Origin of the sequence: Hoylesella loescheii DSM 19665 = JCM 12249 = ATCC 15930, from assembly GCF_000378085.1 — a bacterium.
Taxonomy (GTDB): Bacteria; Bacteroidota; Bacteroidia; order Bacteroidales; family Bacteroidaceae; genus Prevotella; species Prevotella loescheii.
In genome coordinates this window covers 24599-48900 of record NZ_KB899225.1, presented here as the reverse complement: position 1 = coordinate 48900, position 24302 = coordinate 24599, and the positions used below count along the sequence as shown (strand labels likewise).

The following is a 24302-nucleotide window of genomic DNA, read 5'->3' as shown; positions in this document are numbered from 1 at the left end:
GAAGAACCAACCCATAGAGCATTTCCCTCTTTGGGCTATGCCCTTGAAAACTTTGTGAATATGTATTCTTTGATTCTTGCAGACACGCAGTGGTGTACTGTCAACAAAGCTTATGCCCGTGCATTTGCCCAGCAGGACCTTCTTGATAAACAAGGTTAAGGGTACGGCTACCTCCCTTTCCAATTCCACTAAACGGTTATAAGAAACAACATTGGGAAACAGATGGCGAAGATGCTTGCATACTTTTTCAAGATAGAAATGCTTAAAGCAGTGATAACCGGAAGCATGGAAAAGAATCATTATCAGCATGACTTCGGCCTTTGACATGGTGGAGCTTCGATGATATTTTCTTTTTCCAATAGGTTTTAGCGTATACTTTGCCGTCATTGCATCAAAAAACTTGCAGAAGTCATCTGCCATATAAAATATTTCAGTAACTTTGTTCTCGGTGATCATAGCGATTTTTGTTTGTAATTATTTGTATGTCAACACCTTAAAGTTGCAACAAATTTCGCTAATCACCAAATTTCAGACACTTATAATTCGTCGAACTCACGTTAATTAAAGACTGAAGGGTGACAAAACCCTTGCTACTGCTTGTGTAATTCGAAAGAATTTCCGAAATTTGTGAATGTGTAAGCTTCATTTGTTCGTTTCTTTATTGTTTTCAAATACAAAGATAAGAATAAAATGGGCTTACACACTTTTATACGACACTACCAACGCTTTATTGCTTATCTACATGGCTGAATTTAATAGAAAATACGGGCATAATAACGAAAAAGCCCATGCTCGCACTTCGGTTGTGAGCAGAAGTGCGGCATGGACATTTGGGTAACGCTTATGGTTCTAAGCTTATTTTTTTATGAAAGTGGGATAGAAGAATGTTGAAAATACCCCTTTGAAACCACTATCGTTCTTGGGTAAGCCTGTTGGCGGCAAGTTATCGAACGACATTAAGCTTATGCGCGATATGATTTGTCCTTTGTTTCCATTGATAAGGCCAGTGGGTCTGATGCTTAACTTACCAGCTGCGTTGGGTAAAATCTTACCCGACATGGTGGAACCCGTGTTTAGTGCAGAAGACGATTTGCCCTCATCGGAAATGAAAACCAACAACGTGGAGTGGCCGTCAAGTATGCCCCCACACCTAACCGTTCCGTCTAGATGGAACGTTGCAGGGATTGATTTTTGTAATCTGAACGGGATGGCAACGTCTCCGTATTGGTCTGAGTGTATTCTGATAGAGTCTTTATCAAACATACAAGGAAAAACCTTGCGGGTTAGTCCTGTGGTGTCTCGCTTTGTAAAATACGTTAATTCCCATTCGCCATTCATCAGTTCGTCTACATTCCAGTTTTGTTGTATGCTGATGCGTACGGGTTGTCTTTTTCCAGAGGATATGTCCACATAGCCTTCCCTAACGGCGTTGGCTGTATTTGCCGTTATGGCGAGCTTTACTTTACCCTTCTCGACCGTTGCCGTTATCCACGAATTAGGACTAATGGCCCGTACGTTAACCCCTTCTATATGGCGATAAGTGAGGGTGATGGTTGTGTCGTTGTTGTTAAGGGCATACTTGGTGATCTCTTCGACGGTAAAGGCAGACAGTCCTTGCTGATGAACAGGTACCACAACACTGTCGGCACCAGCCCAGATGGTAAGGTTGGCTACCCTAGATGTTAAGGACGTGTTTTGCCCTACCTCTACGGTAACAACGTTTCCGCTAAACGAACTCTTGCACCAGTCGTTAGAAACCGTAGTTTTGCTAATGGGGCTAGCAGCCGTTACGGTAACCTTTCCTGTTGAGGGAGCATCGGTGAAGTTAACGGCCGAACTGTCGATGGTGATGTTCTTGTTGCCGAATGTGCGCCCCACATTATCGTCCTGACTGCAAGCCAGTGTTGCGGCCATCAGGGTAGCAGCTATAAAAAGTATGTTGGTAATCTTTTTCATTGCTATTATTTCTTTTTACGTGATGTATTAGTCTTTCCTTAGCCTCAGCAGTTGGTCCAGCTTCTCGTAGGCACGTGAAAAGTAATATGTATTGGACAATCCGTTCTGCTTGACACTGCCTCTGAATCCACCTCTGCTGTCGAATACGGCCAAGAACCATCCCGTTGAAGGTTTGTCCCATGTGCCTCTCTGTTCAAAAACAAAAGACTTATCAGCATCGTTCCACCTTAGGGCGAACTGCGATTTGGGTGATGGACTTAGATAACCACTTTCCATATCGTAGGTGCAGAGGTACAGCGCAGTTGAACCAGTTAATGGAGTGAGGGACTGTGGAGCGACGGTTATTACGTGTTCCTTGCGATCGAATGCTGTGCGAATGTTCAGATCCTTTATCGCATTCTTGATGAAATATCCCTTGTAGTTGGGCATGGGTTCCAGCTCTACGTCTATTTCTACGGGATAAGAAACGCCGCCACTGATGTAGTTCGCTTCCAACACGTAGTTACCGACGTTAGCAACGTATGTGGCGAACCATTGTGGTTGGAAGGCTTTAAACTTCACTTGACCATCGTTTCCTGCCTTTGCTGTAAACGTTGAATCGGTGGCGTTGAAGGTAAGTTCGTTTATTGTGGTGTTGCCAACTTGTAAGGGGCTGTATGTTCTGATGCCCTTATCGGTAAAGGTAATGGCCGTGTTGGTTGTTTTCCCACCGCTAGTGAAAGCCAATTGTAGGTCGGTCGCATCCAGTTCGGCTTCAACTTCTGTTCCGTTAACATTGCCCTTAAAGCTCCATAAGCCCGTGGGAGTAAAGGCAGAACTGAAACTGTCTACCTTATTAATATAGGTTGCGGCTGGCATATCCAGCTTTCGTAGATACATTACATTCTTCGAACGGTAGCCATGTACCTTTATGAGATTGTCTGATATGCTGTCTACTACAAACAAGAAATCTCCTTCCAAGGCCTGATAGCTTTGCTGAGATGGATTTGAGAAGTGGTGCATTAGGGGGTTGTACGTATCGAAAGAGATGGCGGGCCCCACCTCGGCAGTCATTTTATAGTAGGATACGTCTGCTCTCGAAGCGTCAACCACGCTTCTCACCTCACACTTCTCCTTGTCGAATTTCAGCGTGAAAGCGTATCCGCCATATGATTGGTCGCTTTTGGGATAGATGTCAAAGGCCCATCCGTACGGAGCATTTATCAGTGTGGCTTGCGCCTTGTCCATGTATTCTTCTTCGCGTAGAGAAGAAGACTTGTCGAACACGTCGGCCTGTTCTTTCAGGCACGATTCTAATCCTAGTGTGCCAACAAGCATCACTAAGGCAGCGACAACATTGCGATAATATATCTTATTCATTGTTGTAAGCGTTAGTTGTTATAGGGAAATGTCGGAAAGTACGACCTTTCCAGTTACGATGTCGTTTTCTCTTCTAAGGTAAACTTCACGAAGTTTATCAATGTCGATGTTCCACGAAGTACGCATGTAGTTCTTAACGTATTCCAATTTGCTGTCGATTTTTTCCCTTTGGCCTTTAGCTTCGGCGATTTGCATCCACTTTTCCCATTTCTCGGGCGCGCTGGTTACATAGATAGAGAACATTTCGGCGAAGTCTTCAACGTCTGAGTGTTGGGCATAGGCCGAGATGAAACCGTGCTCGAAACAATAGTTGGTTGTGGCGTATGGCACCTCGCTCCACTTGTCGGCCACATATCCGGTGCCCGTAACCAGTTTGAAGTCGGCCGAGTAGGGTTTTGTTTGGTTCAGGATGTGGGTGAACTCGTGATAAACCGTTTTGAGATAATAGGTGTTGATGGCCTCGGCACTGGTTAGGAAACGGTCGATGAAGTTCGTTCCGGCCAGAAGGATCTTCCTTCCTCCCTCAGCTGTTCCTAGGATAAACGTTCCGTTGTTGCGGTACTCCCAGTTGCCTGTGATGTAGATAAGCTTGGGGAAATTGGCTTTGGTGAAATGAATTCCTGCTACTTCGTCGAAAGCTTCGAGACATGAATACCTTACTAGATTGGCCATTTTAACAGCCATGTTATAGTCTGCGGGTACGGTGTAATAGTTAAAATTGCTTTCTATATCCTCGTAACGATACTTAAAGCTGATGTTGTATGTTGCTTCGTAGTAGCGTTCCAGCCATTGGTCTAGCGGTGTTGGCGGAATAGTATGTTTACGTTTGTCGACGGTTATCACGCTTTCCGACGACAGTTTCTCATCGGCGCATCCCGCCAATGTCGCTCCACAAAGACCTAGTACGAGCGTATATATTAATGTTATCTTCTTCATTGTAGTGCTGTTTAGCGTTATTATAATAATGTAAGCCCGATATAAGGGGGGGGGGGAGCCCAGCGTCACCACTTGTTAGGTTACGTGTGCAAGTCTCCTTACCCTTAGTTTCTTGGGTTCATCGGTACACCGGCGTCTCTTGGGTCTTGTGGAACCTGTACAGCTCGCCTTGGGTCGTCTTCTTTAAGTATGTCGGTAACTTTCATCGGAGCTCCGCTGTCGCTGATAACTCGGCGCACAATGGCGATGTTGTAGCGTTTGATGTCGAACCATCTCATGCCAGTTTGTAGAGACTCAATGCGCTTAAAGCCCAATACGCATTGCAACATGCACTCTTGTAAGCTGCCTTCGGCATCGATGGCGAACTTGGGTTTCAGATGTTTCTTGATGGTTGATTGCAATTTCTGTGCATCGCTGTAACTATAATCAACCGCCTTATAAAACGTTTCGATGCGCGCCGGCGTGAGCACCATGCTTGTTTTCACGATGTTTTGCATCCATAACGTGAGATCTTCGGCAGCCAAGTCGTATTGTTTCAACATCACGTAGGCCTCGGCTCTGTTGAGTAAGGTCTCGTCGGCTGTTAGTATAGGAAGGATAGACGACGAGTAGCCAGTGCCCGACACGGGGTTTATTATCTGGAAAAGAGCGGGTATGCGGAAAGTGATGTCATACGAGATAGAACCTCCAACGGTGTAGATAAACGGACTTTGGTCCCAATATCCACCACTTCCCCAGATGTTATTGGCTCTTAGTGTCTCGTTCGTGTCCAGGTATGGGCCATGAGTGTATTTCTTACCCGTAAGTTGGCCGTCGTTACCAAATGCACGTCCCGCATCTGTGAATGCCTTTTGCATCAACAGGTTGCATTTATTATCGGTGTTGATGTACTTCAACGTGTACGACTCCTCCGTCTTGGGTTGCGTTTGATAACTCTGCCAGTCTCTCAACATTGTTTTGGGCGAGCTTCCCAAACAAGCTGTTGCATATTTAACGGCCTTGTCCCATTCTTCGTGGAAAAGATAGAACCGAGCGGCAAAGGCATAGGCAGCTTGCTTGTTAAAGTGGAACTTGGGCACTTTGAGATGGCTGTCGCCCACTAGTTGTAGGCCTTCTTCTAAGTCTTTCGCAATTTTCTGATACACTTCTGCCACTGTTCCGCGCGGATTCATTTGGCCGATGCGTGTGTCGGTGTCGTACATATAGTATATACCCATATCGTTATTGCTGTTGGGCATGCCGTAGTTCATGCAAAAGATGTTTACCAACATAAAATGGGCGTACGCGCGGCAAAGCAAAGCCTCGCCCTTACAGAGTCTTAACAACTCGGTTGTAGGGCCACCTAACTTCTCGATGGCTTTAAGTGCCTCGTTGGCGTTGGCGATAGACGAGTAATAAGTTCCCCATAATCTGTTGGGCGTGTCGTTGGTTACCTGTGTGGCATCTTTCCATCTGTACATCTCGTCGATGGCAATGTTCGAGTAGGTGTTCTGGTACTCGTCCACATTGTCCGACATGTACTCTCCCATTAGCGCGAAAGAATTTTCGGGATAGGCCGACACCAACACCTGTCTTACCTTTTCGGGCGTGTCTATCTGTGTACGGTTGTCGGGGTTTACGTTTAGGAAGTCGTTACACGAACTAAGTATGCCAGCTGTTGCCAGCAGTGCCGTGCATAATATATGTTTTTTTCTCATTATTTAGTTCCTTTCGTGGGTTTAAAGTCCAACTTTAAGCGTAAGTGTAAACTGCTTGGCCATAGGAACGGCCACGCCGCCAGTGTTGAAGAACTCAGGGTCTTGCCCGTTCAGTTTCTTGTCGGCATAAATCAAGAAAAGGTTAGTACCTTGAAGTTTTACCGAAGCGTTGCGCAAGCCGACGTGTCCGATGAGCTTTTGTGGAAGGTCGTAGTTCAACGAAAGCTCTTTCATGCGGATAAAATCGCCTTTGGCGGTGCGCACGTCCGAATAGTTATAGGCATTGTATGCCCTAAGCAGGTACGTGTCTTCGAATACTTGGCGGTACGTAGCGATAGTGGGAATATTGGTGTGTGACTCGTCGCCAGGCTGACGCCAGCGGTTACGAAACTCCTTTGGAGTGGCCGAGAGGTCCGAGTAGCGCGACCTGAATGCGGGATAGAGACGCACCACGTTACCAAACGAGTAGGTGATGAAGACGTTAAGCGTTAGGCCCTTGTATGTAAATACGTTGCCCAAGCTGCCCGTATTTGTGGGGTCGGTTGGTCCTTCGTATTTCAAGAAGTTCAGCTTGTCGGGGTCCGACTCTTGGAAGTTAACGCCTGTAACGCTTATGTTGCCGTCTTGGTCGCGGAATGTAGGCAAGCCATCACTCGTCAGTCCCATGAACGGAACAGAGAAAAGTGCGCGCGAGGGGTATCCTTGGCGAGCATAGCCCACGCCGCTGATAAGGCTTATCATGTTGTTACGTGTGCGTAGTTCGGTAATCTCATTATGAATATACGAGTAGATGAAGTTTGTTTTCCAGCTAAAATCCTTTGTTTGGATGTTGGTTGTAGAAAGACTTAGCTCCACACCATGGCTCTTCATTGCAGCCACGTTACCAAACTTACTTAGAAAGCCGTCTTCGCCACCACTTGATATAGGACCAACCAAGTCGTAATTGTTACGCTTATACCAGTCTACCGAGAAGTTCACGCGGTTCTTTAAGAAACCAGCGTCAAGGCCGAGGTTCAACTCGTGCTTCTTTTCATAGGTAAGATCGGGATTGGCAGGACTAGTTCTGCCAAGTCCCGTTTCGGTATTGCCTGTTAGGTATCGCCAAGGCGTGTTAGCCTGAATAATGGCAAGGGCATTGGTAACGGGTGGGCGGTCGGCTGTTAGCGAATACGAAGCTTTCAGCGTGAGGTGCGACAATATCTTGCCCACCTTCTTGTCGAACCACTCTTCTTCGTGTGCGTTCCATGCGCCCGACACGTTCCATGTAGGTAGCCAACGCGACTGCTGCGACAGTCCCAGTCCGTTTGTTCCCTCGTATCGCAGTGTGCCGTTTACTGTATAGCGCCCTTTCCACGAGTAGGTTACGTTTCCAAAGAAGGCTGCACTGCGGGTGTTGTTATTGCCCATACCATAATAGTTTCCGCCGGCTTCTTGCATCTTCTTGAAGTTATGATAGTCCCAGTTTGCCTCTTCGCCCAAGTCGTATTGCATGCCGTAGCCCTTAAACGAAGTGCCGTGGCGGGTATACGAATTGGTTTCCATACCAGCATAGGTGTTCAGGATATGGTCCTTGTTAAACACGTCGTTGTAGCTAACCGATGCGCGGAAGTCCCAGCCAAACATCCTATTGTCTTGGCGGGTGAATATACCACCGTAGGGCATTACCGAGAAGGGTAATGCAAAGATGTTGTCGGGGTCGCGATAAAGGTAGGTGTTGTTTTCTCTTATAACCGAAGTCTGCATGGCTCTATACGCCTCGGCTTGGTTTGAGTATTCGGTAACATGGTGCTCGCGCGAGGTTCCTGCATATTTCACTGCGCCCAAAACACTGATGTCTACCTTAGTTATGGGTTTGTAACTCAACTTGGCCTGTGCTCGGAAGTCGCTAACGTTCAGGTCCATGTAGTTGTTGGCCAGTTCGTGAAAGATGTTGAATGGCGAGTAGTTGCGCGTATAGAACTCGTTAGCGTCGAGCGTGCGCGAGGTGTTGACCGCAAACGAATAGGGGTTGATGTCGAACTCGCGGCTTACAGCACCCGTAACCACGTCTGTTCCTGCGCTCAGCGTTCCCGGTGCTTGCTGCTTGCGGTAGCTAGCCGTGCTGATAAGGTTCAGTTGTAGTTGCTTGCTAAGCTTGTATGTGGCGTTAAGGTTGGCTGTGTAGCGTTCCACATTACTGCGGCGCGTCCACCCTGGGTCGTACATGGCACTTAGCGATGCGTAGTATTGTGCTTTCTCTGTACCAGCCGATATGCTCACCGAGTGGTTGTGCATTATGGCGTTAGAGAAAAGGGCGTCAAACCAGTTGGTGTTGCGGTATTCGGCATCGCGCAGGTATGCGGCTTTTCCTTCTGGAGTGTTGGGCACGGTGAAAGTTCCCGTAATGGGATTGTATTCGCTCATCAGTTGGTACATCTTGCCATAGACGCCCGAATTGGCGGCGTTGGCCGTTTCGGCATATTTAAGCCATCCCTTCTGTTCCATGTCTTGGTACACGTCCATTTGCTCTTGCGAGTTCATGAGGTTTAGTTGCGCGTAGGATGGGATGAGACGCATGGTATATTCGCCCGTGTAGCTGATGTGAGCTTGTCCGGCTTGTCCTTTCTTAGTGGTTATAACGATAACGCCCGCCATAGCGCGCGCACCGTAGATAGACGTAGCCGAGCCGTCTTTCAATATCTGAAAACTCTCGATGTCGTCGGAGTTAAGGCCGGCGATGGCCGAGGAGATAAGCGTAACGGCATCTCCCGACGACAGAGCGTCGGCACTGATGCCCACTACATCTTCCATAATCACGCCGTCAACCACCCATAGTGGTTTGCTGGATCCATAGATGGATGTGGCGCCACGCACACGTATCTTCGGTGCAGTGCCAAAAGTTCCACTAACGTTTTGCACACTAACGCCCGCAGCGCGCCCTTCCAACGAACGGCTCACGTCAGCCATTCCGCTAATCTTGGCATTAGCGGCATCAATCTTTGTGGTAGAGCCCGTAAATAGCCGTTTGTCTGTTACGGTCATACCTGTAACCACCACCTCTTTCAATGTTTGGTTGGGGCTCATGTGTACAATCATGCCGTTTTTAGCCTTTACGGTTTGGGCGGCCATGCCCACGTAAGTAACAGTGATGCTTGTGCCTTCGGCAACGTTAAGTGTGAAGGCTCCGTTGATATCTGTCACAGTTCGGTCTTTTCCGCCCGTTACGCTAACTGTGGCGCCGATGATAGGCTCATCGTCTTCTACCGATATGACAGTTCCTGTGATTTTACTCTGGGCCATAGCCGTTCCTATATGCAGGAACAGAAAAGCCCAAAAAACGCTGAGTAGTTTTCTATTCATATTGGGTCCTCATGTTAAGTTAAGTATAAACTAATGCAAAATATACCAATTGCAAAAATATAAAACATATTTTTATCATGCAAGAAATATCTGCCCAAATAAAAGTTTTATACGAATTTTATTACGTTGTGTAGCTCCTGCTTGTGAAATCGAACAATAATTACGCTGATTTATGATAAAACGTCATTCTGTTTGATAATAACTAATCGTGCTTTTCATTTTATTTCCATTATTCTTTGGTTTTCGGTAATTTATGTTGCAAATAGTTTGTTTTGTGCTTCATAATATTATTAATATATGACATATTGGTTTCAATATGTTAGTTCTATCTTTTGCTGGATGTAAAGAAACGAGATGCTACGCTAAGTCTCTTTTCTGGTTTCTTTTTAATGCCCTTTGATAATCATCTCGATGCAGGTTATGGTTTTAAAGCAAATCCATTCGGCAACATTGTCCATAGGCAAATCACCAACTCAGCAGCTCATGAACTTATAAGATAACGAACGTATAATCCCACGAACGTATAAACTCACAAACTCATTACCTTATAAACTCAGCAACTCATATTTGTTTACGTTCGGCAGGCTTGCTGTTTATAAGTGTGTGGCGTAGCTTCTATGGTAGCATAGTTATGTCTTCTCAGTGCATTTGCATACTTCTCTCCACCTCTTAGATAAACCATTAAGGTGGGCTTGAATAAACATTGTCGTGCATAAAATCAGCTCTGAAGCTAAGCTTTATGAATAGACGTTGTGTTATCACTAAGCTGGAATGCTGTTCCATGTTAGATGGAATGTTGTTCCATCTTATATGGAATAGTGTTCCAGATAAGTTGGAAGAGCCTTCCAATTGATATTTAACAATGCGACTAAATAACAGTAGCGTTGTAATACTTATTTTGCTGGTTGCCAATAAACTTTTAGTAGGCCTTCGAAAAGCCGTCAATCGTTTTCCCATCTCTTATAACATACTCCGCGTTTACGCGTCTTTTTAGCACAATTCTTTGGCTGCGATTTGTGCGAAAAGCATGCTTTTGCGAGAAAACAACAGTAATTACACCTTATATATAGCGCGCGTACGCGCGCGTGTAGAAGATAAGGTGATAAGTATTAATGAAACCGATGAGGTGGATAAGGCAGATCTGTCAGATTAGATTGGTAGGAAAATGGATATGGGGAAGATAGCCTTTTCGTGTCATCCAAACGCTATTCGCCCAAGCTGTCTTATGCCTATCGTCCGTCATCTATCCCCATCATTAACCCCATCGCTTACCTCCCAATTAGCTTTCGCAAACAAAGTATTGATATTTATCAATATAGTATATGAAAGTTAGGTAATTAAGTTTTATCTTTGCATCATCAGTAGAACCTACACTTAAACGTTTATTAATTACATAAATGAAGAGAATAACGCTCGTTTTGGGGCTTTTCCTATTGGTGAGCCTTGCTGTTGTGGCGCAAATACGTGGTAAAGAGATTGTTGTGCAAGTGCAACCCAACCACGCCAATTGGAATTATCGGCTGGGAGAAGAGGCCATTTTCAACGTGGCTGTATTGAAAAACGGCTGTCCGTTGCCACAAGCGAAGGTGGATATCGAGGCTGGCCCCGTGATGTATGCCGATGTTAAACGCAGCGGCGTGGTGCTAAAAGACGGCACAGCCACATGGAAAGGCACGATGAAAACGGCTGGTTTCTATCGTCTTAAAGTGTGGGCGCATGTGGGCGAGAAAACTTACGAGGGACTTTGCACCGTGGGTTACGCCCCCGAAACGCTGCAACCCACCGACAATTGCCCTGCCGACTTCGACCAGTTTTGGGCAGATGCCTATGAGAAAGCAAGTTATTACCCGCTAGAAGCACATCGCCGACTGCTGCCCGAACGCTGTACCGAGCGCGTGCAAGTTTACGAAGTGAGCTTTAACGGACTTAATCCTGGCAACCGAATTTACGGCATTCTCTGCATACCCACTGCCTACGAGGACAAACGGCCTGCGTTACTTCGCGTTCCGGGAGCGGGCGTCAGACCCTACCAAGGCGACGTAGAAGAGGCTAATATCGGGGCGATTACCCTCGAAATAGGTGTGCATGGCATACCTGTAACGATGCCGCAGCAGGTGTACGACGACCTGCTGCACGGCGCATTGAACGGATATTGGGAGGCAAACCTCGACAATCGCGACCAAATGGCTTACAAACGCATCTTCATCGGCGCGCTAAGGGCGGTGGATTATCTTACCCAACTGCCCGAATGGAACGGTCGAGAACTGGGCGTAACTGGTGCTAGCCAAGGCGGAGTGCTGTCGTTGGTGTGCGGTGCACTGCATCCTGCCGTTACGTTTGTGGGCGTGGTGCATCCCGCAATGTGCGACCTCACCGCCTCTCTCCATGGCAAAGCCTGTGGATGGCCACATTATTTCTACGGTCAGAAGCAGCCCGACGCTAAGAAAGTGGCCACAAGTGGCTATTACGATGGTGTGAATTTCGCTCGCCGACTGACTATTCCCTGCTGGTTTTCGTTTGGATATAACGACGAGGTAGTACCGCCTAACAGCGCATACGCTGCCTATAACGTTACTCAGGAACTACGAACTCTGAAACTATATCCCGCTACGGGCCACTTCTGGTTTCAAGAACAATGGGAAGAATGGCGAGAGTGGCTGCGCAAACAGTTAAAAAAGCCTCACCCCCAACCCCTCTCCAAGGGGAGAGGGGAGTAATATCCCCTGTGAGTTTTGTGAGAAATGTCATGATGGACAAATGAAAGTCGAGCCGAAGCATACGTATATTCACCACAATATGTCCTTATGTTCTTCTGTCAAAACAATCAATATTTCTGTCAAAACAGCCTGTGTTTCCGTCAAAAGAAGTCAAGCAAATATTTCAGTCTAAACAAATAAACGCAACGCAATGAATAAAATACGATACTACATGATGGCACTACTTCTGGTTTGTGCCACAGCCGTTAAGGCACAATCATTTGTTACGGTAAAGGACGGAAGGCTTTATCGCGACGGCAAACCCTATACTTTTATCGGGGCAAACTATTGGTATGGCGCCATCCTTGGTTCGAAAGGGAAGGGCGGAGACAGAAAAAGACTGAACCGCGAACTAGACGAAATGAAACGTTTGGGCATAACCAACCTGCGCATTCTCGTGGGTAGCGATGGCGAAGAAGGCATTAAATGGAAGGTGTCGCCTGTGCTCCAACCATCACCCAGCGTGTATAACGATGCCATATTAGATGGTCTTGACTATCTGATGATGCAGCTTCAACGTCGCGGAATGGTGGCTGTGCTCTATCTAAATAACTCTTGGGAGTGGAGCGGAGGTTATGGTTTCTACCTCGAACACGCAGGAGCGGGCAAGGCATTGCAGCCTAACGAGGTTGGTTATTCGGCCTACATCAAGTACGCTTCGCAGTTCTCGACCAACAAACTGGCGCAACAGCTGTTCTTCAATCACCTCTGTTTTATCCTCAAACGCACCAACCGCTACACCAAGAAACGCTATGCAGACGATCCCGCCATCATGTCGTGGCAGATTGGTAACGAGCCGCGCGCCTTCGATAAGGCCGTGTTGCCACAGTTCGAGGCATGGTTGGCCAAGGCCGCGGCTATGATGAAGAGCATCGATAAACGACATTTGGTAAGCGTAGGCTCTGAAGGTGCGTTCGGTTGCGAGGCCGATTACGACTCGTGGCAACGCATCTGCGCCGACCCAAACGTTGACTATTGCAACATACATATTTGGCCTTACAACTGGAGTTGGGCCAAGAAAGACTCGCTATCGCAAAACCTGCAACGCGCCAAAGACAATACCAAAGAGTATATAGACCGTCATTTGGCCATCTGCGCCAAGATAAACAAACCCCTAGTAATGGAAGAGTTTGGTTATCCGCGCGATGGTTTCGCCTTTTCAAAGCAGTCGCCCACCACTGCCCGCGACGCTTATTACGGCTACGTGTTCTCGCTTTTGGCGGCCGATGCAGCCAAGGGCGGATACTTTGCAGGCTGTAACTTCTGGGGTTGGGGTGGTCAGGCGCAGCCCAAACACGAGCAATGGGAGCCTGGCGACGACTATACGGGCGACCCTGCACAGGAAGCACAGGGGCTAAACTCGGTGTTCTCGTCAGACACATCCACCGTTAACGTGATAAAGACGGGCATCGCCAATCTGCCCAAACACTGAAAGAAGATGAAACGAATACTAACCCTTGCCCTTGCGGCAACAACACTTCACGCGATGTCGGCAAAGAAAGAGCAACCCCTATACAAAAATCCCAAGGCCAGTGTAGCACAACGCGTGGACGACCTTTTGGCTCGTATGACCCTCGAAGAGAAGGTTGGGCAGATGAACCAACTTGTGGGTATCGAGCATTTTAAGGAAAACTCTGCCGCCATGACCGCCGAAGAACTGGCCACCAACACCGCCAGCGCGTTCTACCCGGGCGTTACGGTGCAGGACATGGAAGACTGGACGCGTCGCGGATTGGTGTCGTCGTTCTTGCATGTACTTACGCTTGAGGAGGCCAACCACCTGCAAAGACTCAACATGCAGAGCCGTTTGCAGATACCTTTGCTCATTGGTATCGATGCCATTCACGGCAATGCCAAGTGCAAGGGCAACACCGTTTATCCCACAAACATAGGCTTGGCCTCATCGTTTGATGTGGATATGGCCTATAAAATCGCCCGACAAACGGCTGAAGAGATGCGTGCCATGAACATGCATTGGAACTTCAACCCCAATGTGGAGGTGGCTCGTGATGGGCGTTGGGGACGTTGTGGCGAGACATTTGGAGAAGACCCGTATCTGGTTACGCTGATGGGCGTGGCCACCAACAAGGGTTATCAGCGCAATTTAGACAATGCACAAGACGTGTTGGGTTGCGTTAAGCACTTTGTGGGCGGCTCTTATGCCATCAATGGAACAAACGGCGCACCCTGCGACGTATCCGAACGCACTCTGCGCGAAGTGTTTTTCCCACCCTTTAAGGCTGCCATTCAGCAGGGCGGAGATTGGAACGTGATGATGTCGCACAACGAATTGAACGGAATTCCTTGCCACACCAACAGCTGGTTGATGAACGACGTGTTGCGAAAGCAATGGGGATTCAAGGGATTTGTTGTGAGCGACTGGATGGATATTGAGCATTGTGTTGACCAACATCGTACTGCCGCCAACAATAAAGAAGCCTTTTACCAAAGCATTATGGCCGGAATGGATATGCACATGCATGGTCCGGAGTGGCAAAAGGCCGTGGTTGAGCTGGTGCGCGAGGGCAGAATACCCGAAAGCAGGATAGACGAAAGCGTACGCCGAATACTGACCGTGAAGTTCAGAATGGGTCTTTTCGAGCATCCTTACAGTGATGTGAAGACGCGCGACCGCGTTATCAACGATCCCGAACACAAGTGCACGGCGCTGGAAGCATCGCGCAACAGCATCGTTTTGTTGAAAAACGCCAACAGCTTGTTACCTCTCGATGCGCAAAAGTATAAAAAGGTGCTGGTAACGGGTATCAATGCCAACGACCAAAACATTATGGGCGATTGGAGCGAGCCACAACCTGAAGAGCAAGTGTGGACTGTTTTGCGCGGATTAAGAAGTGTTTCGCCCACCACCGAGTTTTGTTTCGTAGACCAAGGATGGGACCCGCGCAACATGTCGCAAGCTCAAGTGGATGCCGCAGTGCAAGCAGCCAAGGATTGCGACCTCAATATCGTGTGTTGCGGAGAATATATGATGCGGTTCCGTTGGAACGAGCGCACGTCGGGCGAAGATACCGATCGTGATAACCTAGACCTCGTTGGACTGCAAGAACAGCTGATAAGCCGACTGAACGAAACGGGCAAACCCACTGTCGTTATTATCATCAGTGGCCGTCCGCTCAGTGTTCGTTACGCGGCCGAACATGTTCCTGCCATCGTCAACGCATGGGAACCAGGCCAGTATGGCGGACAAGCCATTGCCGAAATACTATACGGCAAGGTGAACCCATCAGCCAAATTGGCCATGACCATGCCGCGACATGCGGGTCAAATATCCACTTGGTACAACCATAAACGTTCAGCTTTCTTCCATCCTGCAGTGTGTACCGACAACACACCACTATATCCCTTCGGCCATGGTTTAAGTTACACCACCTTCCGTTACACCGACTTACAACTTAGTCAGGCCAGCATTCCCAACGATGGGAAAACGCCAATTACAGCCCGAGTAACGATCGAAAACACGGGCCAACGCGATGGCGTTGAAATCTGTCAGCTATATATTAACGACGTTGTGGCATCTGTGGCCCGACCCGTAAAAGAGCTGAAAGACTTCCGTCGGGTAGCACTGAAGGCCGGAGAAAAGAAAACCATCGAGTTCACCATCACGCCCGACAAACTCGCTTTCTACGACTTGAACATGAAATCGGTTGTAGAACCTGGCGCGTTTGAAGTGCTGGTGGGCGGAAGTAGCCGCGACGAAGACCTGCAAAAAGCCACTTTCAATGTTCAATGATATGAAAAAAATAATCCTCGCTATGGCAATAGCAATGCTCGCAATGAATGCAAATGCGAAAAAGATATTGTGTAAATCGCCTGCACAAGGCCTCATCGAACGCCTTCAAACGCTACAAAAGCGTGGCGTAATGTTTGGTCATCAAGACGCTCTTTTCTATGGAACGACGTGGAAATGGGAGTTTGGACGAAGCGACGTTAACGACGTTTGTGGCGATTATCCTGCAGTTCTTGGTTGCGAATTGGGCGGACTGGAACTAGGAAACGACAAGAATCTGGACGGTGTTCCTTTTGATAAGATGCGCCAACAAATTATCGCCCACCATCAACAAGGCGGTATCGTGACCATCAGTTGGCATCCCTACAACCCCGTTACAGGAAAAGACGCATGGAATACAGAGGGAGATGCCGTTACGGCAGTTTTGCCTGGCGGTAAGGAAGCAGGCAAAATGCAACTTTGGCACAAACGTATGGCCGACTTCATGGCATCGCTTAAAGACGAAAAAGGTCGTGCCGTGCCCGTTATTTTCCGTCCGTGGCACGAGATGAGCGGTGCTTGGTTTTGGTGGGGAAGCAAACAATGCACGCCCGAACAATACAAGGCGCTTTTCCGTCTCACGTTCGACGCCATGGCACAAGCAGGCTTACGCAACCTTGTTTGGAGCTATTCGCCCAATGCACAAGCCAACGACACGCCCGAACACTATTTTCTCTTCTACCCCGGAGATAGCTATGTGGATGTGCTTGGCGTGGATTTGTATCAGTATAACGGCAGTGCGGTCTTCATCGAGCAATGCCAAAACGAGATGCGTATCATGTCGGAGTATGCCAAAAGCCACAACAAGCTGTACGCTTTAACAGAGGCTGGCTACCGAAACACGCCCGATGCACAATGGTATAGCTCTACATTGGTGCCCGCCATCAAGGGATTTGCCCCCAGTTACGTGCTACTTTGGCGCAACGCATGGGATAAAGCCGAAGAGAACTTCGGTCCTGCACCCGACAAAACCTGCGCCGACGATTTCAGAAAGATATATAAGGAGGGCGTGTTCCTTTTCCGTAGCAAACTGAAAAGCGCACCAAACAAGTCGTGTTGGATGGTATCAAAAAAACGTAAGAAATAAGTTTCTAAGTTTCTGAGTTTTTAAGTTCATAAGTTTGAAGGCTTATTCTGCTTTTAAAGAAGATAAAGAGAACGAAGAACTCGCAAAGCTTCTAACTTACCAACTCATAACCTCACCAACTTATAAACTTACCATCTCCGCAACTCATAACCCCATAACCTCACTCACTCATAAATTCATCAACTCACAAAAATGTCAACATTCAAATCTAAACTCAATGCACTTCGCCAACGCCACGAGGCATTGCTCACCACGCCTAACCACATATTGGAAAACGGCAACGGCATTTACGAACGCTATGCGAACCCTATATTGACTGCCGAACACACGCCTTTGGAGTGGCGTTACGATCTAGACGAACGCACCAACCCCCACTTGATGCAGCGCATCATGATGAACGCCACGCTCAATGCAGGCGCAATGAAGTGGGGCGACAAATATTTGCTGGTGGTTCGTGTTGAAGGAGCCGACCGCAAAAGCTTCTTCGCCGTGGCCGAAAGTCCTAATGGCGTAGATAATTTCCGCTTTTGGGACGAGCCGATAACTATGCCCGAGACCGACAATCCCGCAACAAACATCTACGATATGCGCCTAACTCGCCACGAAGATGGTTACATCTACGGTGTGTTTTGTGCCGAACGCCACGACGATAGCAAGCCCGCCGATCTCTCGGCAGCCACTGCCACGGCCGGAATAGCACGCACCCGCGACCTGAAAACGTGGGAACGGCTGCCCGATCTCAAAGCGCGGAGTCAGCAGCGCAACGTTGTTCTGCACCCCGAGTTCGTTGATGGCAAGTACGCCTTTTACACCCGACCGCAAGATGGCTTTATCGACACAGGTTCGGGAGGTGGCATTGGCTGGGCATTAGTCGACGATACCACCCACGCCGAGGTGCACGAAGAAACCATTATCAACCCTCGCCACTACCATACCATTATGGAAATGAAGAACGGCGAAGGTCCGCATCCCATCAAAACGCCACAAGGCTGGTTGCATTTGGCACATGGCGTGAGGGGCTGCGCTAGCGGATTGCGCTACGTTCTCTATATGTATATGACCGCCTTAGACGACCCCACGCGCATGATTGCTCAGCCTGGCGGCTACCTTTTGGTGCCCCAAGGTGGCGAATATGTGGGCGACGTGATGAATGTTGTTTTCTCTAACGGATGGATTGCCGATGAAGATGGGCGCGTGTTTATCTATTATGCCTCGTCGGATACACGCATGCATGTGGCCACTTCGACCGTAGAGCGGCTGGTAGACTATTGCTTACACACGCCGCAAGACGGACTAACCACCGCTGCAAGTGTTGAAAACATCAAGAAACTCATTGCCAAAAACCGCGCATTATGAAGATAGGGCTTAGCGAAAAGATAGGTTACGGACTGGGCGACATGTCGTCGTCGATGTTCTGGAAACTCTTCGGAGCCTATCTCATGATATTCTACACCGACGTATTTGGCATCTCGGCCGCCATCGTTGGTACCATGTTCGCCATCACTCGCGTATGGGATTCGTTCTTCGATCCCATCGTTGGAGCTGTGGCCGACCGTACTTCGTCGCGCTGGGGACGTTTCCGTCCCTACCTGCTCTATCTGGCTGTGCCCTTCGGAGCTATCGGTGTGCTAACGTTTCTTACCCCACCGATGGACGAGACGGGGAAAATTGTCTACGCCTTCGTTACCTACGCACTGATGATGATGGTGTATTCGGCCATCAATGTGCCATACGCTTCGCTGCTAGGCGTGATGAGTCCCGACCCTGCACACCGCAACACGCTGGCCACTTACCGCATGACCTTCGCCTATCTTGGCTCGTTCGTAGCCTTGTTGCTCTTTATGCCGTTGGTAAACGCTTTCGGTGGAGGCTACCCCAAAGGTCCAATGCGTGGCTGGCTCACCGCTCCACAGTTTGGTTGGCTTATGGCCGTGGTGGTTATTGCCATAGTGTGCGTGGTGCTTTTCCTTGGTTGTTTCGCCCTCACGAAAGAGCGCGTAAAACCCGTGAAGCAAGAAAAAACTTCGCTCAAGACCGACCTGCGCGACCTGTTGCACAATCGTCCGTGGTGGATTTTGCTGGGCGCGGGCGTGGCATCGCTTGTGTTCAACTCCATTCGCGATGGCGCAACGGTCTACTATTTCAAGTATTACATCGACGAAACGGCCGTGGGCAACATCTCGTTCCTGGGTCTGCCCTTCGTGCTTAGCGGTCTTTACCTCGCCGTTGGGCAAGCCGCCAACATCGTAGGCGTTATACTTGCCGCCCCAATAAGCAACCGAATAGGCAAGCGTCACACCTTTATGGCAGCCATGGCAGTAGCAACAGTGCTCAGCATAGGCTTCTTTTGGCTCGATAAAGGTCAGCTCGCGCTCATCTTTATCTTGCAAGCGCTCATCAGCGTTTGTGCAGGCAGCATCTTCCCCTTGCTGTGGAGCATGTACGCCGACTGTACCGATTATAGCGAATTGCAAACAGGCAACCGCGCAACAGGGCTTATCTTCTCGTCGTCTTCAATGAGTCAGAAGTTCGGTTGGGCGTTTGGCACGGCCGTAACAGGCTGGATGCTTGCCCAATTTGGTTTCCAAGCCAATGCCGTTCAGTCAGCCGAGACCATTCAAGGCATCAAGATGTTCCTCTCGTTCTTGCCCGCCGCAGGGGCTTTCCTCTCGTTGGCATTCATCTATTTCTACCCCCTTTCTGAAGCGAAGATGAAGCAAATAACCGCCGAACTACAAGAAAAAAGGAAGTAATTATGGACAAACTGAAGAAGGAGTTGCACGACGAACTCACCCAAAACATCATGCCTTTTTGGCTCAATAAGATGGTAGACCATCGTTATGGCGGGTTTCTTGGGCGGATAGACGGCCATGGCAATCCCGTACCCGATGCCGAAAAGGGAGTCGTACTCAATGCGCGCATACTGTGGGCCTTTGCTGCGGCCTATCGTGTTTTAGGCAAACCCGAATACTTGGAGGCTGCAACTAGGGCCAAAGATTATTTCATGGCCCACTTCATCGACCAGCAAGAGGGTGGCGTTTTTTGGAGTTTGGATGCCCAAGGGCGTCCGCTCGACACCAAAAAGCAAACCTACGCCATCGGTTTTGCCATCTACGGATTGAGCGAATATGCACGAGCCACGGGCGACGAAGTGGCCTTGCAGCAGGCCAAAGATCTCTATGCCGACATCGAACGGCATGCCTTCGACCACGAGAACAATGGCTACGTTGAGGCCCTAACGCGCAACTGGCAGCCTATTGCCGACATGCGACTGAGCGATAAGGACGAGAATGGGTCGCGAACGATGAACACGCACCTGCACATCCTCGAGCCTTACACCAATCTCTACCGTGTGTGGCGCACGCCCGAACTGGCCGAACGCATTGCCAACCTTATAGACATTTTCCTCGTTCGCTTGCTTAATCCGCAGACAAACCACCTCGATCTTTTCTTCGACGACCGTTGGGAAGGGTGTCGCAACATACAAAGCTTTGGTCACGATATCGAGGCGGTGTGGCTATTACACGAAGCCGCGTTAGAATTGGGGCAACCTACTGTGTTGGAAAAGGTGGAAAAGGCCATCAAGTCCATTGCCAAGGCGGCGGACGAGGGTTTGCAAGCGGATGGCTCGATGGTGTACGAACGATGGACAGACACTGGCAAAATGGACACTCAACGCCAATGGTGGGTGATGTGTGAGTGTGTTATTGGGCACATAGACCTTTATCAACACTTCGGCGACACCGCTGCCCTCGACATCGCTCGCCGTTGTTGGCAATACACGCACAAGCATATCGTAGACCACGAACAAGGCGAATGGTTCTGGGGATGTGACGAAAACGCACGCCCTAATCTTGTAGACGATAAGGCCGGCTTTTGGAAATGCCCCTATCATAATGCAAGGATGTGTTTGGAAGTGGTGGAAAGAGGGCCTCACCCCCAACCCCTCTCCAAGGGGAGAGGGGAGTGAATAGCCTTGTTTCGACATTGTAAGCAAATAATATCCTAAATTGCAAGCAAAGAATAAAATCCTAAATTGCAAGAAAAAATAATATCCTAAAATAGCATTAATAACAACCAAAGCAGCCAAGCTATCCACTCCCCTCTCTTCTCGGAGAGGGGTTGGGGGTGAGGCCGATTAACCAAAGCAGCCAAGCTATCTACTCCCCTCTCCCCTTGGAGAGGGGTTGGGGGTGAGGCCGTTTTCTCTTCCACTTGACTTGTTGAGGCTAAGACTTATTACATTATGGACACTTACGTACTACACGAAATAACCCCGTTGATGGAGACCGATGCCCTCTACATCGCAGATAGGCATAAGAAAGAGTTCTCTTATCCCGTGCACAACCACGACGTTTTCGAATTAAATTTCGTTGAAAACGCTGCGGGGGTGAAGCGAACGGTGGGCGATAATAGCGAAGTGATTGGCGATTTCGACCTCGTGCTCATAACCAGTCCCACGCTAGAACACGTTTGGGAGCAACACGAATGCAAGAGCGAAGACATCCGCGAGATAACCATTCAGTTTAATTTTGGGGCTGGAATGACCGAAACCGACCAGTTTTTCGGTAAGACACCCTTCGAAAGCATACGCCGAATGATGAAAGAGGCGCAAAAGGGATTGGCCTTTCCCATGGCCACCATCATGAAGGTGTATGGCAAACTAGACGAGTTGAGCCAAACGGCCGACCGCTTTACCGCCCTGATGAAGTTCCTAGACATCTTGCATACGCTGTCGCTATGCACAGGCGCACGCACCTTGGCAACCTCAAGTTATGCCAAAGTGAACATCGAAGACGATAGTAGGCGTGTGCTGCGGGTAAAGAAATACATCTCAGACAATTATATGTACGAACTTCGTCTCAAAACTCTGGCCGATCTAGCCAACATGAGCGAGAGCGCATTCTGTCGCTTTTTCAAGCTACACACAGGCCGCAGGCTCAGCGATTACATCATCGACATACGCATGGGGTATGCCACGCGCATGCTGATAGACACCACCGAGACCATCGCCGAGATAAGCTTTAAGTGCGGTTATAACAATATGAGTAACTTCAATCGCATCTTTAAGCGTAAGAAAGGATGCTCGCCAACGGAGTTTAGAAACAATTATCACAAGATTAAGGTGATTGTGTGAGGGGGTGATGTACCCTTATTAAGTTGGTTTTCTCATGCAAGAAAATCAAGAATAACAGACAACTCCCATAGCAACTATGATGCTTAGGAAGCAAAGAAGACCAAGCGTTATAGCCTAAAGTAAACGTATAAACCCTTATGCCTCATGTATAATCTTTATTAATTTTGCTTCCCGGCGTGTTCGCCCAACCTTGAAATTTCCTACTTTTGCATTGCAGGCCGATGCCATTATGAGGTAAAGGCCTTGATAATGCAAAACCAATAGGATATGGAAACGAGTGTTAAAGAGATGCTGGCGCAACTTGCCACCACCACGCAAAAGGCAGAAATAGAAACTTTGCTGCAACAAACCACGGCCCAACTGCTACACTATTATAAGATACGCGCGCGCGAAACGCAACTCTATCCCATCGAACTAGAAAGTTATTTTTATCGCGCGGGCGTGTTTGAAGATCCCTACGTGCACACCAACGAACTGCAAATGAACCACTTTGGCGAACTATATGTGCACCGCCGAGGTAAAGACGCTACCTCACCCTATAAGATGGACAACCGTGTTTGCATGGGTATATCGCTCTCGGTAAGCACTGGCTATTATTACTCGGCCCTTATTCGCAGTGCGATATTTGCTGACGACAGCATGGTTTTCGGACCAAACAACGTGCTGATGCACTTCATGTGTGGCGTAAACGCATCGGCCCACATCCTCGATACCCACTTCTTCGACACCCATCATGCAGGTACATTCCAGCTTGCACCCCTCTTTCGTTTTGTTGAAGGTCAACAGGTGTTGTTCGAAGTCGATGCCTCTGCCGACCCGCGCGATAAGTCGTACCTGATGCACGGCCCTAGAATAGGGCTTGGCAACACCGCCCCTTACTTTCAGCAACTGCCCTTACGCACCGCCATAGGTAAGCTTTCTGCGCCCTACGCCTTTAAAAATAAAACGCAACTGATGGATAATTATCTGGCCGAAAGCAAACTAACGGGTGATGCCGCAAAACGTTTGATGAAGCAAATGCGTGAGTAAGGGAGAGGCCGATTTCTGTCTTGATGCGCTACAAGCCCTTTTGTAGGGTGGCTACAAATGAGTTGTAGGGTGACTACAAACGAGTTGTAGTGGCACTACAAAAGGTCTGTAGTGTGACTACAAAAGGCTTGTAGTCGCAGTACAAAGCCCTTTGTACTGCTTCGTTAACGAAAAAACGCCTAATAATGGCATTATAGGCATATCGCGCAAGGCATGAAGACCTGTCGCGTTTTATCGGGTAACAAACGGCTTGAAGAAGATGATGCGGCGATGAAAAGCCACACGGCATACTGGAAGATGCACGCTAACGGCTTAACGGTTTTCGATATTCTACATCTCGCATATCAGTGCTATCGAACATTCTAACCCTTTTTCTGCAAATAGGTTTGTATCCATTAGGCTTAAAAACCTATAAACCTACGAGCAATGTTATCAAATAAAGCCCATCAATCGCAAGATGGTGGGGGTGAGTAGGGCGGTGAAAATGCCGTTGAGGGTGATGCCTAAGCTGGCGAAAGCACCATATTTGTTGCTGATGCCCATAGCTGTGGATGCGCCAACGGCATGCGAGGCTGTGCCCATAGACAGGCCTTTGGCTATGGGACTGTTGACATGGCCCATGGCTAAGGCCTTAAAACCAAGGATGGCACCTAGTATTCCGGTTATCACTACCACGGCAGCCGTGAGCGAGGGAATACCTCCAAGGGCCTGAGTAACCTCCATGGCGATGGGTGTTGTTACCGACTTGCTGGCCATGGAGATGATTACCACCTTCGAAGCACCGAACAATTGGGCGATGAACACCACGCTGACAATACCCACGAGGCAACCCACCAATTGGGACAGGACAATGGGAAGCCACAGCTTCTTTATGGCCTCGAACTGCAAATAGAGAGGCACGCCAAGGGCCACGACGGCTGGTTTGAGCCAGAAATCGATGAGGCTGCCACTTTCTTCGAAGGTTTCGAACAACACGCCCGTAAGCTTCAAGTAGGCAATGAGCAACACGATGGCAATGAGTATGGGGTTGAGTAGAATCCAACCCGTGCGGTATTGCAGTCGGCGGAAATAATAGAACACGGCAAATGTCATTGCCAAGATGATGTATTGGTTGGAAAAAAGCTGTTGCATCGTTTAAAGGTGAAGGGGTGTAAGGGTGAAAAAGTGAAGGGATGGAAAGGTGAAAGAGTGAGAGGGTGAAAAAATGAAAGAATGGAAT

Annotated in this window: 16 protein-coding genes and 1 pseudogene; 9 read left to right on the top strand and 8 right to left on the bottom strand. The window is 48.5% G+C overall.

Translation table 11 applies throughout. The features are described from left to right. The 7 genes and pseudogenes from F453_RS0112590 to F453_RS0112565 form a co-directional block, all read right to left on the bottom strand. On the bottom strand, positions 1-456 hold a 456-nt coding region (locus tag F453_RS0112590), incomplete at its 3' end, for a transposase (protein WP_018968333.1). A 103-nt stretch (positions 457-559) separates the two neighbouring features. Next, a pseudogene (locus F453_RS16540) lies at positions 560-646 on the bottom strand (transposase); the annotation flags it as partial. A 209-nt stretch (positions 647-855) separates the two neighbouring features. Beyond that, positions 856-1956, bottom strand: a complete 1101-nt coding sequence (locus tag F453_RS0112585) for a BACON domain-containing protein (protein WP_018968332.1) — start codon at positions 1954-1956, stop codon at positions 856-858. A 27-nt stretch (positions 1957-1983) separates the two neighbouring features. After that, positions 1984-3315 (bottom strand): DUF4302 domain-containing protein, encoded by a 1332-nt coding sequence (locus F453_RS0112580; protein WP_018968331.1) that lies wholly within the window; start codon positions 3313-3315, stop codon positions 1984-1986. An 18-nt stretch (positions 3316-3333) separates the two neighbouring features. Continuing rightward, on the bottom strand, positions 3334-4251 hold the full coding sequence (locus F453_RS0112575; RefSeq protein WP_018968330.1) for a zinc-binding metallopeptidase: 918 nt from the start codon (positions 4249-4251) through the stop codon (positions 3334-3336). Between the two features lie 104 nt (positions 4252-4355). Then, a complete protein-coding gene (locus F453_RS0112570) occupies positions 4356-5948 on the bottom strand; it encodes a RagB/SusD family nutrient uptake outer membrane protein (RefSeq protein ID WP_018968329.1) in 1593 nt (530 codons plus the stop codon). A 21-nt stretch (positions 5949-5969) separates the two neighbouring features. Then, positions 5970-9287, bottom strand: a complete 3318-nt coding sequence (locus F453_RS0112565) for a SusC/RagA family TonB-linked outer membrane protein (RefSeq protein ID WP_018968328.1) — start codon at positions 9285-9287, stop codon at positions 5970-5972. Positions 9288-10684: 1397 nt separating this feature from the next. Here F453_RS0112565 and F453_RS0112555 point away from each other — a divergent pair. From F453_RS0112555 to F453_RS0112515, 9 genes are all read left to right on the top strand, one after another. Then, the gene (locus tag F453_RS0112555; protein WP_018968326.1) at positions 10685-12004 is read left to right on the top strand and encodes an acetylxylan esterase; all 1320 of its coding nucleotides are present in this window, start codon (positions 10685-10687) and stop codon (positions 12002-12004) included. A 190-nt stretch (positions 12005-12194) separates the two neighbouring features. Then, the gene (locus F453_RS0112550; protein ID WP_018968325.1) at positions 12195-13475 is read left to right on the top strand and encodes a glycoside hydrolase 5 family protein; all 1281 of its coding nucleotides are present in this window, start codon (positions 12195-12197) and stop codon (positions 13473-13475) included. 6 nt (positions 13476-13481) lie between these two features. Beyond that, positions 13482-15794: a glycoside hydrolase family 3 N-terminal domain-containing protein gene (locus F453_RS0112545; RefSeq protein WP_025790130.1), complete on the top strand. Its 2313-nt coding sequence runs from the start codon at positions 13482-13484 to the stop codon at positions 15792-15794. Next, on the top strand, positions 15784-16917 hold the full coding sequence (locus F453_RS0112540) for a glycoside hydrolase family 26 protein (protein ID WP_018968323.1): 1134 nt from the start codon (positions 15784-15786) through the stop codon (positions 16915-16917). Before F453_RS0112545 ends, F453_RS0112540 begins: the two co-directional genes overlap by 11 nt. Before the next feature lie 192 nt (positions 16918-17109). Beyond that, positions 17110-18273 (top strand): glycoside hydrolase family 130 protein, encoded by a 1164-nt coding sequence (locus F453_RS0112535; protein ID WP_018968322.1) that lies wholly within the window; start codon positions 17110-17112, stop codon positions 18271-18273. Then, a complete protein-coding gene (locus tag F453_RS0112530) occupies positions 18270-19670 on the top strand; it encodes an MFS transporter (RefSeq protein WP_018968321.1) in 1401 nt (466 codons plus the stop codon). The genes F453_RS0112535 and F453_RS0112530 overlap by 4 nt, the downstream gene beginning before the upstream one ends. Positions 19671-19672: 2 nt before the next feature. Further along, positions 19673-20887 carry an AGE family epimerase/isomerase gene (locus tag F453_RS0112525; RefSeq protein ID WP_018968320.1) on the top strand — a complete coding sequence of 405 codons (1215 nt, stop codon included), beginning with the start codon at positions 19673-19675 and terminating at the stop codon, positions 20885-20887. 276 nt (positions 20888-21163) lie between these two features. Then, positions 21164-22054 carry a helix-turn-helix domain-containing protein gene (locus F453_RS0112520; RefSeq protein ID WP_009237715.1) on the top strand — a complete coding sequence of 297 codons (891 nt, stop codon included), beginning with the start codon at positions 21164-21166 and terminating at the stop codon, positions 22052-22054. A 267-nt stretch (positions 22055-22321) separates the two neighbouring features. Beyond that, positions 22322-23083, top strand: a complete 762-nt coding sequence (locus F453_RS0112515; RefSeq protein WP_018968319.1) for a hypothetical protein — start codon at positions 22322-22324, stop codon at positions 23081-23083. 432 nt (positions 23084-23515) lie between these two features. On the opposite strand, the gene F453_RS0112510 is transcribed toward F453_RS0112515, so the two are convergent. Next, the gene (locus F453_RS0112510; RefSeq protein WP_018968318.1) at positions 23516-24214 is read right to left on the bottom strand and encodes an LrgB family protein; all 699 of its coding nucleotides are present in this window, start codon (positions 24212-24214) and stop codon (positions 23516-23518) included. Positions 24215-24302: the final 88 nt, after the last annotated feature.

Bases quoted from the DNA above. Each gene is read 5' to 3' on its own strand.
- F453_RS0112585 (WP_018968332.1), bottom strand. From the start codon at position 1,956: ATGAAAAAGATTACCAACATACTTTTTATAGCTGCTACCCTGATGGCC.
- F453_RS0112580 (WP_018968331.1), bottom strand. From the start codon at position 3,315: ATGAATAAGATATATTATCGCAATGTTGTCGCTGCCTTAGTGATGCTT.
- F453_RS0112575 (WP_018968330.1), bottom strand. From the start codon at position 4,251: ATGAAGAAGATAACATTAATATATACGCTCGTACTAGGTCTTTGTGGA.
- F453_RS0112570 (WP_018968329.1), bottom strand. From the start codon at position 5,948: ATGAGAAAAAAACATATATTATGCACGGCACTGCTGGCAACAGCTGGC.
- F453_RS0112565 (WP_018968328.1), bottom strand. From the start codon at position 9,287: ATGAATAGAAAACTACTCAGCGTTTTTTGGGCTTTTCTGTTCCTGCAT.
- F453_RS0112555 (WP_018968326.1), top strand. From the start codon at position 10,685: ATGAAGAGAATAACGCTCGTTTTGGGGCTTTTCCTATTGGTGAGCCTT.
- F453_RS0112550 (WP_018968325.1), top strand. From the start codon at position 12,195: ATGAATAAAATACGATACTACATGATGGCACTACTTCTGGTTTGTGCC.
- F453_RS0112545 (WP_025790130.1), top strand. From the start codon at position 13,482: ATGAAACGAATACTAACCCTTGCCCTTGCGGCAACAACACTTCACGCG.
- F453_RS0112540 (WP_018968323.1), top strand. From the start codon at position 15,784: ATGTTCAATGATATGAAAAAAATAATCCTCGCTATGGCAATAGCAATG.
- F453_RS0112535 (WP_018968322.1), top strand. From the start codon at position 17,110: ATGTCAACATTCAAATCTAAACTCAATGCACTTCGCCAACGCCACGAG.
- F453_RS0112530 (WP_018968321.1), top strand. From the start codon at position 18,270: ATGAAGATAGGGCTTAGCGAAAAGATAGGTTACGGACTGGGCGACATG.
- F453_RS0112525 (WP_018968320.1), top strand. From the start codon at position 19,673: ATGGACAAACTGAAGAAGGAGTTGCACGACGAACTCACCCAAAACATC.
- F453_RS0112520 (WP_009237715.1), top strand. From the start codon at position 21,164: ATGGACACTTACGTACTACACGAAATAACCCCGTTGATGGAGACCGAT.
- F453_RS0112515 (WP_018968319.1), top strand. From the start codon at position 22,322: ATGGAAACGAGTGTTAAAGAGATGCTGGCGCAACTTGCCACCACCACG.
- F453_RS0112510 (WP_018968318.1), bottom strand. From the start codon at position 24,214: ATGCAACAGCTTTTTTCCAACCAATACATCATCTTGGCAATGACATTT.